This is a genomic window from Variovorax terrae (genome assembly GCF_022809125.1).
Lineage (GTDB): Bacteria > Pseudomonadota > Gammaproteobacteria > Burkholderiales > Burkholderiaceae_C > Variovorax_A > Variovorax_A terrae.
Genome location: NZ_JALGBI010000001.1, coordinates 1,851,904 through 1,864,771 on the forward strand (window position 1 = coordinate 1,851,904; position 12,868 = coordinate 1,864,771).

At 70.5% G+C, this 12,868-nt stretch carries 12 protein-coding genes; 7 read left to right on the top strand and 5 right to left on the bottom strand.

Annotated elements, in window-relative coordinates; all coding sequences use genetic code 11:
• Positions 1 to 2 precede the first annotated feature (2 nt).
• Positions 3 to 611, bottom strand: coding sequence for a DUF2239 family protein (locus MMF98_RS08735; protein WP_243305888.1), 609 nt, complete (start codon positions 609 to 611; stop codon positions 3 to 5).
• A gap of 99 nt (positions 612 to 710) precedes the next feature.
• On the opposite strand from MMF98_RS08735, the gene MMF98_RS08740 reads away from it, so the two are divergent.
• Positions 711 to 1,469 carry a glycosyltransferase family 32 protein gene (locus MMF98_RS08740; protein WP_243305889.1) on the top strand — a complete coding sequence of 253 codons (759 nt, stop codon included), beginning with the start codon at positions 711 to 713 and terminating at the stop codon, positions 1,467 to 1,469.
• Between the two features lie 97 nt (positions 1,470 to 1,566).
• Here MMF98_RS08740 and MMF98_RS08745 read toward each other — a convergent pair whose 3' ends face one another.
• Both MMF98_RS08745 and MMF98_RS08750 read right to left on the bottom strand, forming a co-directional pair.
• Positions 1,567 to 2,304: a DUF1223 domain-containing protein gene (locus MMF98_RS08745; protein ID WP_243305890.1), complete on the bottom strand. Its 738-nt coding sequence runs from the start codon at positions 2,302 to 2,304 to the stop codon at positions 1,567 to 1,569.
• A 73-nt stretch (positions 2,305 to 2,377) separates the two neighbouring features.
• A complete protein-coding gene (locus tag MMF98_RS08750; protein WP_243305891.1) occupies positions 2,378 to 2,896 on the bottom strand; it encodes a hypothetical protein in 519 nt (172 codons plus the stop codon).
• Between the two features lie 98 nt (positions 2,897 to 2,994).
• Here MMF98_RS08750 and MMF98_RS08755 point away from each other — a divergent pair, with 98 nt between their 5' ends.
• The 4 genes from MMF98_RS08755 to MMF98_RS08770 all read left to right on the top strand — a co-directional run bounded on the left by MMF98_RS08755 (position 2,995) and on the right by MMF98_RS08770 (position 8,832).
• Complete coding sequence (locus MMF98_RS08755) at positions 2,995 to 3,396, top strand: thioredoxin domain-containing protein (RefSeq protein ID WP_243305892.1); 402 nt, start codon at positions 2,995 to 2,997, stop codon at positions 3,394 to 3,396.
• Between the two features lie 111 nt (positions 3,397 to 3,507).
• The gene (locus tag MMF98_RS08760; RefSeq protein WP_243305893.1) at positions 3,508 to 5,157 is read left to right on the top strand and encodes a T6SS phospholipase effector Tle1-like catalytic domain-containing protein; all 1,650 of its coding nucleotides are present in this window, start codon (positions 3,508 to 3,510) and stop codon (positions 5,155 to 5,157) included.
• 93 nt (positions 5,158 to 5,250) lie between these two features.
• Positions 5,251 to 7,626: a Tex family protein gene (locus MMF98_RS08765; RefSeq protein ID WP_243305894.1), complete on the top strand. Its 2,376-nt coding sequence runs from the start codon at positions 5,251 to 5,253 to the stop codon at positions 7,624 to 7,626.
• Between the two features lie 72 nt (positions 7,627 to 7,698).
• On the top strand, positions 7,699 to 8,832 hold the full coding sequence (locus MMF98_RS08770) for a phospholipase (protein WP_243305895.1): 1,134 nt from the start codon (positions 7,699 to 7,701) through the stop codon (positions 8,830 to 8,832).
• Positions 8,833 to 8,857: 25 nt separating this feature from the next.
• Here the strand turns inward: MMF98_RS08770 and MMF98_RS08775 are convergent, their stop codons facing one another.
• The gene (locus tag MMF98_RS08775; protein ID WP_243305896.1) at positions 8,858 to 9,634 is read right to left on the bottom strand and encodes a bestrophin-like domain; all 777 of its coding nucleotides are present in this window, start codon (positions 9,632 to 9,634) and stop codon (positions 8,858 to 8,860) included.
• Between the two features lie 134 nt (positions 9,635 to 9,768).
• A complete protein-coding gene (locus tag MMF98_RS08780) occupies positions 9,769 to 10,905 on the bottom strand; it encodes an iron-containing alcohol dehydrogenase (protein ID WP_243305897.1) in 1,137 nt (378 codons plus the stop codon).
• Between the two features lie 99 nt (positions 10,906 to 11,004).
• Here MMF98_RS08780 and MMF98_RS08785 point away from each other — a divergent pair, with 99 nt between their 5' ends.
• Positions 11,005 to 11,958, top strand: coding sequence for an alpha/beta hydrolase (locus MMF98_RS08785; RefSeq protein WP_243305898.1), 954 nt, complete (start codon positions 11,005 to 11,007; stop codon positions 11,956 to 11,958).
• A gap of 12 nt (positions 11,959 to 11,970) precedes the next feature.
• Positions 11,971 to 12,837: a YbgC/FadM family acyl-CoA thioesterase gene (locus MMF98_RS08790; protein WP_243305899.1), complete on the top strand. Its 867-nt coding sequence runs from the start codon at positions 11,971 to 11,973 to the stop codon at positions 12,835 to 12,837.
• Positions 12,838 to 12,868 lie beyond the last annotated feature (31 nt).

Genomic DNA, 12,868 nt, shown 5'->3' on the forward strand with positions numbered 1-12,868 from the left:
GCTCATGCCGCGCCTCCCGGGCCCTGCGCCTGGAAGGCGGCGGCGGCCAGTTGCCGCGCATGCGCGGCCACATCGGGCGGCCAGGCGCCGAGCTCGGCCTCGAAGCGCTGCTGCTGGCCGGCAAACAGGGCGCGCGTGGCCTCCTCGAAGCCCGGCTGGTTGCCGGCCAGGGCCGACATGAAGCGGTAGCAGGCTTCCTGGGCCTGGCGTGCGCGGTCCTTGCCGCCGCTGGTGCGGCGCGCGTCTTCCACCAGCTTGCGCAGCGCCACCGAGGCGCCGCCGGGCTGCAGGTTGAGCCAGTCCCAGTGGCGGGGCAGCAGCGTGACCTCGCGCGCCACCACGCCCAGCCTGGGCCGGCCGGGGCCGCGCGGCGCGGGCGGGCTGGCGGGCGCGCCGCCCGGATCGGCCAGGCGCTGCAGGACCTGCTCGGCCGAGCCGCGCAGATCGAGCTCCTTCAACTGGCTGGTGGCCTCGTCGAACACCAGCACGGGCGCCTGCGCCTCGTGCGCCTGCGCCTGCCTGACGGCCAGCGCCACTTCCTTCAATTCGCCGCTGGCAATGCGCCGCCCTCCCTGGAAGGCGATGTAGCGGCTGGCGTTGCTGGGGTCCATGGCATATCCTCTGTGTGAATTTTTTGCCTATTATGCCCGGGTAAAAAATGATCGTCAAATTACCCGGATAAATAATCCATCCACCAGGGAGTCTCCCGCATGAGCATTCCGCGCCGCATCATCCAGACCCACAGGAACGAGGACCTTGGCCGTGCGCACCGCCAGAGCTGGATCGACCAGCACCCGGACTACGACTATCAGTTCTTCGACGACGCCCGGTGCCACCAGTTCATGGCCGAGCACGCGCCCGAGCTGCTGCCGACCTACGACAAGCTGCCGCTGCCGGTGCAGAAGAGCGACCTGTTCCGCTATGCCGCGATCCACGAGCTGGGCGGCATCTACACCGACGTGGACACGATCTGCTGCGCGCCGCTGCACAGCTACCTCGATCTCGACACCGACCAGTTGATCGCCGGCATGGAGATGACGCCGGCGCACTGCGCGCCCGGCATCCAGCACTACACCACCTACTACTGCTCGCCGTTCCAGGTGCTGCAATGGACCTTCGCGGCCTCGCCGCGCCACCCGGCGCTGGCGCTGGTGCTGCAGCGCATCCGCTTCTACGTCTCACAGATGAGCGAGGCGCAGCTGCGGGACTGGAGCCAGGCGCTGCGCTTCACGCTGGAGCTCACCGGCCCCGCGGTGTTCACGCAGGTGCTCAACGAGTTCCTGACCGGCACGCGGGAGGGCCGGGTGGCCGTGCTGCCGCGCATGGTCTGGGGCGCCTACCCCGGGGAGCAGACGCGCCCCGAGAATGTGGCGCAGGTCAAGGTCCGGCACCTGTTCGACGGCTCCTGGCGGCCCGACCGGCCGCCGGCGCGGCCCAAGCCAGCCCTGCGCTACTCGATCCAGCTCTGAAACGGATTTTTCAAGCCTTTTTGGCCCGATGTCCAGGTGCTGTGGTCATTCGCTGCTATGAATTCAATAGCAAACCAAGAGCCATCCAAAGCGCGGCTCAGCAGCCCAGGCTCAGCGCCTGCAGCGGCCGGCCGGTGCGCGGCTCGAACACCACGAGGTTGATCCGGCGCGGGTGCTGCGCGTCGGCCGCGAGCGTGCGCAGCGTCAGCCGCGCCGGCCCCCGGTAGTCGCCGGCCGGCACGTATTGGCGCACCACGAAGTCGTGCTGCAGGAACTCGCCCGCGTTCTCGCCGGCCTTCACCCGCGAGCTGTGGCCGTGCTCGGTGACCGTCCAGTAGGCCGACCACGGGGCCGAGGCATCCAGCGGCGTCACCATCGCCTCGAACGCCTCCTCGCCCGTGCCGCGCAGGCTGATCGCGGCGCGTGCCGGCTCACCCGCGGCTAGCGCCTGGGCGGCCGGTTCACCATAGCGCCCGTCGCGTCCATTGCGCACCACCTGCGGCGTGTAGATGCTGCGCAGCCCGTTGGCCGCCGCCACCTGGCGCTGGCGCGTGGTGAAGGCCGGCGTGGCGAAGCGGTCGACCCAGCCGAGCGAATCCCAGTAGCCCACATGGAAGGCTTCCACCACCGCCTGCTCCTGCGCGGCCTGGGCCTTGAGCGAAGACAGCCAGCGGTCGGCCGGCGGGCAGGAACTGCAGCCTTCCGAGGTGTAGAGCTCGATCACGGGCGCCAGCGCGGCGCCAGACTGGGCCGCGCAGCCGTTTTGCATGCCCAGGACGCTGGAAGTCCAGGCGCACAGGACGATGGCTGCTATTGAATTCGTAGCGTTTCGCATGAATCAGGCCTCCGGCGTCAAACCACGCCATGCCGCTTGGTCGGGCCGGGCGGCCCGCTCTTACATCCGCGAGTTACATCCGCGAGGCGCGGCGCCGCACGCGCTCGCGCACGCGCCCCCACCAGCGCTTGAGGTGGGCCTTGAGGCGCCGCCCCTGGCGCCAGAAACTGGTCTGCCGCACTTCGTCGAGCAGGCGGTCCTTCCAGTCCTTCCAGCGCGGGTACCAGCGCGCGAACCAGTCGAGCTTCATCAGCGCCGGCTGCGTGAGCTGGAACAGCCGCGCCACGACGGCCGTGCCCAAGCCCTTGGCGCCGAGCAGCAGCATCAAGCCCAGCGTCTTGTGGCCGGTGCCGAACAGGTAGACCGCCAGCAGCTTGATCGGCACCAGCGCCAGCACCGGCAGGCCGAAGATCAGCAGCGCGGCCCAGGGGGGAAGCCGTTCGATCCGGCGTTCCAGCCAGGCCCACAGCGGGAGTCTGGCCAGCCGCGCGAGCAGGCCGGCCAGGAGCTCCCAGCCCCATTCCTCGAACAGCAGGACGAGGGCCAGCACCGGGGTGAGCAGCAGGCGCAGGGCGCGGCGGATGGTGGGCATGGTCCTCGCAAGGCGGGTGGGCTATGCGGGCAGTGTAAACACGGCCCGGAAACCGCGGTCCTGCCTGCGGCGGCCCGCACGGGTATTCTTGGACACCCATGCCAGAACTCATCGACACCGCGGCCTCTGCCCACCCGGGCGCCCCGAACTGGGTGGTCGCCTGCCTGTGCGCGCAATGGTGCATCACCTGCCGCGACTACTGCACCGCCTTCGACACCGTGGCCCGGGCCGCACCCGCCGGCACGGCGTTCGTGTGGATCGACATCGAGGACGACAGCGACTGGATGGGCGACGTCGAGGTGGAGAACTTCCCGACGTTGCTGATCGCGCGCAATGCCGCGGTGCCCGAGGTGCATTTTTTCGGCCCCATGCTGCCGCACGCGCAGCAGCTCACGCGGCTTCTGGCCAGCACGCAAGCCAACAACACGCCGCTGCGCGGCGTGGACGCCCCGGTGCAGGAACTGGCGCTGCGCCTGCAGGCGGTGGCCGCGCCGCGCTAGGCCGGCCCAGCTTTGCCAAGCCTCCACCAAAGAGGGGATGCGGCGGCGCCGCTTTCGGCCTATCGTGCAGGCCACGGGCGGCCGCCGGCGCCGCCCGCATCGGAGGCCGCCATGGAAGACACCCCGCGCCAGCTCATCGTCCTGTGCGATGGCACCAACAACAACCTGACCGGCGGCCGGGCCGACACCAACGTGCTCAAGCTGCTGCACCGCCTGCCGCCGGGCGATGCGCGCCAGCAGGTGTTCTACGACCCCGGCGTCGGCAACCCGGGCGAGCTGCCCTCGGCCACATTGCTCGACAGCCTCAGCCGGCGCCTGGAGCGCATCGCCGGCCTGGCCTTCGGGCGCGGCGCCTACGAGAACATGGCCGAGAGCTACGCCTTCCTGATGCGCCACTACCAGCCCGGCGACCAGATCTACATCTTCGGCTTCTCGCGCGGCGCCTTCACGGCGCGCGCCGTGGCCGGCATGGTCAACCAGTTCGGGCTGCTGCGCCCGGGGCTGGAGAACATGCTGCCCACGCTGCTGCACGTCTACTTCTCCTCGCGCAAGGGCAGTGCCCGCAAGGCCCAGGTGGCCGCCGTGTCGGCGCAGATCCGCAGCCTGTTCACCGATGCCCAGCGCCGCGAGGTGTGGGTGCATTTCACCGGCGTGTGGGACACCGTGGCGTCGATCGGCTTTCCGCCGTTCACGCGCCAGATCACGGGCTCGCCCACCATCGCCGGCAAGCGCATGCGCCACGTGCGCCAGGCGCTGGCGCTGGACGAGCACCGCCGGCCGTTCGAGCCCCGGCTGTACCTGGAGGACAACATCTTTCCCGCCAACGCCGAGGGCCAGACGCTCAAGCAGGAATGGTTCAGCGGCGCGCACTGCGACGTGGGCGGCGGCTACGCCGGCGCCGAGGCGGCGCTGTCGGACCAGACGCTGGACTGGCTCGCGCGGGAGGCCGCCGAGCAGGGCCTGCGCCTGGCGCCGCCCGAGGCCGCCGATCCGGCCCGGCAGCGCATGGTCCATTGCGAAACCTGGGGCACGCCGTGGTGGGCCATCGCGGGCCTGTGCGTGCGCGACCCGCGCCACGCCGCGGACGAGAACGGCCGCCGCCATGCCATCGCGCCCGTAGCCGGCCCCGCTCCGGCACAGACATCGGCGCAGGCACCCGCGCTGCGCTATCCCAAGGACACGATCTGGCGGCGCGCGCGCCGGGCCGCTGCGCCGCTGCTGGCGGGCGGCGCCATGGTGCTGCTGTGGTTGGCCATGGGGCTGTGCTTGGCCGGGGGCCTGGCCGGCCCGGGCCTCGGGGATGGGTTCGGTGCCGCCGCAGTGGCCAATGCGGCTTTCGCGGCCTGGCAGCTCTGGCCGTTCGACAGCATCGGCCTGATCCTGCCGAACCCGGAGGTGGCGACCAAGACCGCGCTGGCGCTCGATCTGGCCTTCATCGCGGCCTACGGCTACCTGCTGGCCTGGCTGGCGTCGCGCGGGTTTGCCGCGCTGGCGGGCCTGCGCGGCATCGCCAGTGCGCGCCGGCCGCTGCTCAACTTTCTGGGCTACGGGCTCACGGTGCTGGTGGCGGCCGACCTAGCCGAAGACCTGGCCACGCTGCTGATCCTGCTGTTCCAGAACCATTGGTACGGCTGGCTGCTGGGCCTGCTGGGGCTCGCCATGGCCGCGGCCTCGCTGGCCAAGTGGCTCGGCCTGCTGCTGACCCTGGTGCTGCTCGCCGCGGGGCTGGGGGCGCAGCTCTGGCACCGTAGCCAACGGTAACCAGAAGCGGCCGGGCCGCCGCCGGGCCTGTGGCACACTCGCGGCCTTCGGTCTTTTTCACGGGCCGGCACCAGGCCGGCGCTTCTCATCCGCATGCAGAACATCATCCGGCAGATCGCCGCAGAAATCAGGGTTTCGGAACAACAGGTGAAGGCGGCCGTCGAGCTGCTGGACGGCGGGGCCACGGTGCCCTTCATCGCGCGCTACCGCAAGGAAGTCACGGGCGGGCTGGACGACGTGCAGCTGCGCGAACTCGAATACCGCCTGGGCTACCTGCGCGAACTCGAAGACCGGCGCACCGCCGTGCTCAAGGCCATCGACGAGCAGGGCAAGCTCACGCCCTTGCTGCGCGCGGCCATCGAAGCCGCACCGACCAAGCAGGAGCTCGAAGACCTGTATCTGCCGTTCAAGCAGAAGCGCCGCACCAAGGGCCAGATCGCGCGCGAATTCGGCATCGAGCCGCTGGCCGATAAGCTGTTCGCCGACCCGACGCTGGACCCGGCCGCCGAGGCCGCCGCCTTCACCCGCCCGCCCGAAGTGCTGGACGACGGCAAGCCCGGCGCCGATTTCTCCACCGTGCCCGCGGTGCTGGACGGCGTGCGCGACATCCTGTCCGAGCGCTGGGCCGAAGACGCCGCGCTGGTGCAGGGCCTGCGCGAATGGCTCTGGGCCGAAGGCCTGTTCCGCAGCAAACTGACCGACGGCAAGGACGAGAACCACGCCGACGTGGCCAAGTTCCGCGACTACTTCGACTACGACGAGCCGATCGGCCGCGTGCCCTCGCACCGCGCGCTGGCCGTGTTCCGCGGACGCGGGCTGGAAATCCTTGACGCCAAGCTGGTGCTGCCCACGGAACCCGAACCCGGTAAGCCCAGCCTAGCCGAAGGCAAGATCGCGCTGCACCTGGGCTGGAGCCATGCAAGCCGCAAGGCTGACGACCTGATCCGCAAATGCGTGGCCTGGACCTGGCGCGTCAAGCTCAGCCTCTCGACCGAGCGCGACCTGTTCACCCGCCTGCGCGAGGACGCCGAGAAGGTCGCCATCAAGGTCTTCGCCGACAACCTGCGCGACCTGCTGCTGGCCGCGCCGGCCGGCCCGCGCGTGGTGATGGGCCTGGACCCGGGCATCCGCACCGGCGTGAAGGTGGCCGTGGTGGACGCCACCGGCAAGCTGGTGGAAACCGCCACCGTCTACCCGCACGAGCCGCGCCGGGACTGGGACGGCTCGCTGCACACGCTGGGCAAGCTGTGCGCCAAGCACGGCGTGAACCTGATCGCGATTGGCAACGGCACCGCCAGCCGCGAGACCGACAAGCTGGCGGCCGACCTCATCAAGCTGCTGGCCAAGGCCCAGGACGGCGGGGAGATCCAGAAGGTGGTGGTCAGTGAAGCTGGCGCCTCGGTGTACTCCGCCAGCGAATTCGCCTCGCAGGAAATGCCCGACGTGGACGTGAGCCTGCGCGGCGCCGCCAGCATCGCGCGGCGCCTGCAGGACCCGCTGGCCGAACTCGTGAAGATCGACCCCAAGAGCATCGGCGTGGGCCAGTACCAGCACGACGTGAACCAGAGCGAGCTGGCCCGCACCCTGGGCGCCGTGGTGGAGGACTGCGTGAACTCGGTCGGCGTGGACCTCAATACCGCGAGCGTGCCGCTGCTCAGCCGCGTGTCGGGCCTGTCGGGCACGGTGGCCAAGGCCGTGGTGCGCTGGCGCGAAGCCAACGGCGCCTTCAAGAGCCGCAAGCAGCTCATGGACGTGAGCGGCCTGGGCGCCAAGACCTTCGAGCAGAGCGCGGGCTTCCTGCGCATCCGCGGCGGCGAGAACCCGCTGGACATGACCGGCGTGCACCCCGAGACCTACCCCGTGGTGGAGCAGATCATCGCCACCACCGGCAAGCCGGTGGCCGAGCTCATGGGCCGCGCCGACATGCTCAAGACGCTCAAGCCCGAGCTGTTCGCGAATGAAAAATTCGGCGTCATCACCGTCAAGGACATCCTGGGCGAGCTGGAGAAGCCCGGCCGCGATCCGCGCCCCGACTTCAAGGTGGCGCGCTTCAACGACGGCGTGGAAGACATCCGCGACCTCAAGGAAGGCATGATCCTCGAAGGCACGGTCAGCAACGTGGCGGCCTTCGGCGCCTTCGTCGACCTGGGCGTGCACCAGGACGGGCTGGTGCACGTGAGCCAGCTCAGCCACAAGTTCGTCAACGACGCGCGCGAGGTGGTCAAGACCGGCGACATCGTGAAGGTGAAGGTGATGGAGGTGGACGTGGAGCGCAAGCGCATCGGCCTGAGCATGAAGCTCGGCGAGGCACCCAGGTCACGCGATGGGCGCGACGGCCCGCGCGACAACCGCTTCGAAGGCGCCGGGCGCGGCCAACGGCCGCCGCAGGGCCAGCGACAGGGCGCGCAGGCGCCGCAGCCCACGGCCATGGCCGGCGCGTTCGCCAAGCTGCAGGGCCTGCGCAAGTAGGTGCTATGGTTTTGATAGCTGCTGACGTCCACGCGACAAGGACATCCGGCCGATTTCATTCAAAATAGCGGCATGAAAGCCCTGCGCCTCTACGCCGGCCCCGCCGCGCGCCGCCACATCGAGCAGCACGGCCTGCGCCCGCAGGACGTGCGCGTCATCCCCGGTGCGGCGGGCGGCCCCAAGGGCCTGATCCTGGGCCCGCTGGACCGCTTCCTCTTCGGCGACTGGCTGGCCGGCAGCACGCACGAGGTGCACCTCGTGGGCGCCTCCATCGGCGCCTGGCGCATGGCCACGGCCTGCCTGAACGACCCGGCCGCGGCCTTCGAGCGGCTCGAACACGACTACATCCACCAGCACTATGAGCTGCCGCCCGGGCGCAAGCGCCCGACGGCCGAGCAGGTGAGCCGCGAGTTCGGCCAGAACCTGCAGGCGTTCTACGGCGGGCGCATCGGCGAGGTGCTGAACCACCCGCGCTACCGGCTGCACATCGTCACCTCGCGCGGGCGCCACATCCTGGGCCGCGAAGGCTCGGCGCGCACGCCGCTGGGCTACCTTGGCGCCTTTCTCACCAACACCGTGCGCCGCAAGGCCATGGGCGCCTGGCTGGAGCGCGTGGTGTTTTCGGCGCCCGCGGGGGCGAGCCAGCCATCGGCTCCGCATGGCGCGCCGTTGCCTTTTTCCACCAGCGACTACCGCACGCGCCAGGTGCGGCTGAGCGAGGCCAACTTCCAGCCGGCGCTGCAGGCGAGCTGCTCCATTCCCTTCGTGCTGCAGGCGATCCACGACATTCCCGGCGCGCCGCCCGGCGCCTACTGGGACGGCGGCATCACCGACTACCACCTGCACCTGGACTACCGCCCGGCCGCGCCGCCGCAATCTGCGGTGGGCGAGGGCGCGCCGGGCCTGGTGCTGTACCCGCACTTCCAGCGGAACGTGGTGCCCGGCTGGCTCGACAAGGGCCTGGCGTGGCGCCACGGCGCCACGCCGTTCCTCGATTCCATGCTGGTGCTGGCGCCCGACCCTCAATGGGTGAAGCGCCTGCCCAACGGCAAGCTGCCCGACCGCACCGATTTCACGCGCTACGGCATGGACTGGCGCGCCCGCGCCAAGGCCTGGGGCGCGGCCGTGGCGGCCAGCCAGCAGCTGGCCGAGGAGTGGCAGGCCTGGCTGGCGCAGCCCCGGCCGGAGCAGATCGCCGTGCTGTGAGCGGCGCTCGTCCCTGCGCCCGGCTTCAGGGTTTCGGTATCACGAGCGGCGAGACACCGGGCGCCAGCATGCCGTTGCGCGAGAGCGCGCCCTTGTAGGGATTGGTGTGCATGGACAGCTGCCAGAACGCGACGGTGGTCGAGAGCGCAAACAGGACCAGGATGAGGCGCCCGGCCGGGGGCTTGTCCAGGTGCGCGGCCGCGATCATGAAGTAGACAAAGAACGCCAGCACCAGCACCACGGACCACTGGTTGTCGTCGGTGTGGTCGGCGCCGATCAGCAGGCGACGCAGGCGGGCCTCCTCGAGTTCGTCGACGGCGCGCAGCCACTGCGACACCAGCGCCGCCGGCGCCCCCTGGCGGCTCAGCGCCCCGGTCGCCAGGCGGAGTTCGCGCAGCGCTTCGCTGGCTTCCGGGTTCTCGACGCGGTTGGAGGCCGTGTCCCACTCCTGCGCGATCGCCTTGCGGTAGCGCAGCAGCATCGGGGCGCCGGCCGGCATGTTGAGGGCATCGGCCGAGGCCAGGTCCGTCAACCGGACCCAGGCGGCGCGCTCCTTGAGCGCTGCGTCCGTGGCCTGCCGCTGCTGGTTCCAGACATCGACGGCCAGAAACCCGAGGAACAGGGCGAACACGGTGGTCACCGGCACGAAGGCCGGCCCGACCGGCAGCAGCTTGGGGTTCAGGGCGAAGCGGCGATTCAGCAGGCCCAGCCAGAGGAAGCTGATGGCCAGCATGATGGCCGACAGGGCGCAGAACACGAGCAATTGCCAGAAGGCATCGAGATCGAAAAGGGTGTCAAACATGGCGGCGGGGGCGCATCGGGCAGGCAGGCCACCTGCGGCGGTGCGCAATGATCAGAAAAAGACGGGGAACCCATCGGCGAGGGTGCCAATGCTATGCGAATTCTGCGGCACGTGGCCGGCCCGTTGCCGCAGCCTCACATCGAGGCCGCCAGCATGGCCTCGTACTCCTGCGCGCTGGCCAGCCGCGGATTGGTCTTGTGGCAATGGTCCGCCAGGGCGCCCTGGATGATCTGGCCGAACTGCTCGGGCCGCACGCCCATGGCCGCGAGGCCGGTGGGCAGGCCGAGGCGGGCGTTCATGTCGCGGATGGCGTCGGGGATGTCGCTGCCCGAAGCCAGCCCCATGGCCTGGGCTATGCGGTCGAGGCGCTGTTCGCGCTGCACCGAGTCGGCGCCGGCGTTGAAGCGCACCACGGCCGGCAGGAACATGGCGTTGAGCGTGCCATGGTGCAAGCGCGGGTCCACGCCGCCCAGGCTGTGGCTCAGCGAGTGCACGCAGCCCAGGCCCTTCTGGAAGGCCATGGCGCCCTGCATGCTGGCGCTCATGAGATTGAGGCGGGCCTCGCGGTCGCTGCCATCCTTCGTGGCGCGCTCGATGTGGGCCCAGCCGCGGTGCAAGCCGTCGAGCGCGATGCCGTCGGCCGGCGGGTTGAAGGCCGGCGCCATGAAGGTCTCCATGCAGTGCGCGATGGCGTCCATGCCGGTGGCCGCGGTCAGCTTCGGCGGCAGGCCGAGCGTGAGCTCGGGGTCGCAGATGGCCGTCCTGGGCACGAGATGCCAGGAGTGGAAGCCGAGCTTGCGGTGGTCGTCCACGATCAGGATGGCGCCGCGCGCCACTTCGCTGCCGGTGCCGCTGGTGGTGGGCACGGCAATCAGCGGCGCCACGCGCTCGGTGATCTTCGCGGAGCCGCCTTCGATGGTGGCGTAGGTGGTCAGCGGGCCCTCGTGCGTGGCGGCGATGGCCACGCCCTTGGCGCAGTCGATCGCGCTGCCGCCACCCACGGCGATCAGGCCGTCGCAGGCATTCGCCTGGTAGACCTCGACCGCGGCGCGCACGGCGGCCTCGGTCGGGTTGGAGGGGGTCTGGTCGAACACCGCCACGGGCAGGCCGGGCAGGGCGTCGAGCGCCTTTTGCAAAATGCCGGCGGCCTTGACGCCGGGGTCGGTCACGATCAGCGGCCGGCTGATGCCGACGCGCCCGCATTCCTGCTTCAGCAGCTGGATCGCGCCGAAATCGAACTGAACCTGTGTCACGTAGTAGATGAATGCCATGGCTGCCTGCGTTGTACGATCGATGGTTGAACTTTACGGCAGGACCGCGCCCTTGATCCGCAAGCAAACCCTCATGGCTGTCGCAGGAGCGATAGCGGCATGACCCCCGATTCCCCCTCCGCGCCGCTGACGCCGCAGATGCGCAGCGTGATCGACCGCATGGCGCGCGCCGGCCACCCGCCGCTCTACACGCTGACGCCGCAGCAGGCCAAGGCCGCCTACGAGGCGGGGGCGGGCGTGCTGGAGGTGCCCAAGGCCCCGCTGGCCCGGGTGGAGGACTTCAGCCTCCCCGCGCGCGACGGCGCGGCCTTGCCGGCGCGCCTGTATGCGCCGTCGCGCGAGGTGCTGCCGGTGCTGCTGTACTTTCACGGCGGCGGCTTCACCATCGGCAGCATCGCCTCGCACGACGTGCTGTGCCGCGAGCTGAGCCGGCTGGCCGGCTGCGCGGTGGTGTCGCTCGACTACCGGCTGGCGCCGGAGCACCGATTCCCGACCGCGACGCAGGACGCCTGGGACGCGCTGGCCTGGCTGGCCGCGCAGGCCCCGGCGCTGGGCGTGGACGCCAGCCGCCTCGCCGTGGGCGGCGACAGCGCGGGCGGCACGCTGGCCGCGATGTGCGCCGTGCTGGCGCGCGATGCCGGCCTGCCGCTGGCGCTGCAACTGCTGTTCTACCCGGGCTGCGCCGCGCACCAGGACACGCCCTCGCACCAGCGCTTCGCCCAGGGCCTGGTGCTGGAGGAGCCGCTCATCACCTGGTTCTTCAACCAGTACATCCGCACGCCGGCCGACCGCGACGACTGGCGTTTCGCGCCGCTGAACGCGCCGGATGTGGACGGCGTGGCGCCGGCCTGGTTCGGCCTGGCCGAATGCGACCCGCTGGTGGACGAGGGTGTGATGTACGCCGACAAGCTGCGCGCCGCCGGCGTGGCCGTGGACCTGGAGATCTACCGCGGCGTGACCCATGAATTCATCAAGATGGGGCGAGCCCTCCCCGAGGCGCGGCAGGCTCATGCCGATGCCGCGCGCGCCCTGCAGACTGCTTTTTCACGCTGAACCGCGAACACCATGAAACGACAGGACTTCCGATTCTTCCACCGCCTGCGCGTGCGCTGGGCCGAAGTGGACATGCAGAAAATCGTGTTCAACGCCCACTACCTGATGTACTTCGACACCGCGGTGGCCGACTACTGGCGTGCGCTGGCGCTGCCCTACGAGGAGGCCATGCACCGGCTCGGCGGCGACCTGTACGTGAAGAAGGCCACCGTGGAGTTCCACGCCTCGGCCCGCATGGACGACCGGATCGACGTGGGCCTGCAGTGCGCGCGCATCGGCAATTCGTCCATGGTGTTCCTGGGCGGCATCTTCCGCGACGAGGAACTGCTGATCACCGGCGAGCTGATCTACGTGTTTGCCGACCCGGCCACGCAGACCTCCCGCCCCGTGCCGCCCGCGCTGCGCGAGTTGCTGGCGGGGTATGAAGCCGGCGAGACGGTCGCCGATGTCCGGCTGGGCTCCTGGGCCGAGCTGGGTGCCGACGCCGCCCAGGTGCGCACGGAGGTGTTCGTGCAGGAGCAGCGCATTCCCGCGGACATGGAGTGGGACGCGGCCGACCAGACGGCGCTGCACGCCGTGGCCTGCAACCGGCTGGGCCAGCCGGTGGCCACCGGGCGCCTGCTGCAGCCCGCGCCCGGCGTGGGCCAGATCGGCCGCATGGCCGTGGCCCGGGTGTTGCGCGGAACGCACCTGGGCCGTGACATAGTGCACGCCCTGGTCGAGTTCGCCCGGCAGCGCGGCGACCACGAGGTGCTGCTGCACGCCCAGCGCAGCGCCGAGGGGTTCTATGCCCGGCAGGGCTTTGCGCCCCGGGGCGAGCCCTTCGAGGAAGTGGGCATCGCGCACATCGAAATGGTGCTGCCGCTGCGCGCTGCATGAGCGACTGGAAGCGTCACGCAAACCGGCGACA

Coding starts and splice junctions, on each gene's coding strand:
- MMF98_RS08790 (WP_243305899.1), top strand. CDS start 11,971: ATGAAACGACAGGACTTCCGATTCTTCCACCGCCTGCGCGTGCGCTGG.
- MMF98_RS08755 (WP_243305892.1), top strand. CDS start 2,995: ATGCCAGAACTCATCGACACCGCGGCCTCTGCCCACCCGGGCGCCCCG.
- MMF98_RS08780 (WP_243305897.1), bottom strand. CDS start 10,905: ATGGCATTCATCTACTACGTGACACAGGTTCAGTTCGATTTCGGCGCG.
- MMF98_RS08745 (WP_243305890.1), bottom strand. CDS start 2,304: ATGCGAAACGCTACGAATTCAATAGCAGCCATCGTCCTGTGCGCCTGG.
- MMF98_RS08775 (WP_243305896.1), bottom strand. CDS start 9,634: ATGTTTGACACCCTTTTCGATCTCGATGCCTTCTGGCAATTGCTCGTG.
- MMF98_RS08750 (WP_243305891.1), bottom strand. CDS start 2,896: ATGCCCACCATCCGCCGCGCCCTGCGCCTGCTGCTCACCCCGGTGCTG.
- MMF98_RS08785 (WP_243305898.1), top strand. CDS start 11,005: ATGACCCCCGATTCCCCCTCCGCGCCGCTGACGCCGCAGATGCGCAGC.
- MMF98_RS08740 (WP_243305889.1), top strand. CDS start 711: ATGAGCATTCCGCGCCGCATCATCCAGACCCACAGGAACGAGGACCTT.
- MMF98_RS08770 (WP_243305895.1), top strand. CDS start 7,699: ATGAAAGCCCTGCGCCTCTACGCCGGCCCCGCCGCGCGCCGCCACATC.
- MMF98_RS08765 (WP_243305894.1), top strand. CDS start 5,251: ATGCAGAACATCATCCGGCAGATCGCCGCAGAAATCAGGGTTTCGGAA.
- MMF98_RS08760 (WP_243305893.1), top strand. CDS start 3,508: ATGGAAGACACCCCGCGCCAGCTCATCGTCCTGTGCGATGGCACCAAC.
- MMF98_RS08735 (WP_243305888.1), bottom strand. CDS start 611: ATGGACCCCAGCAACGCCAGCCGCTACATCGCCTTCCAGGGAGGGCGG.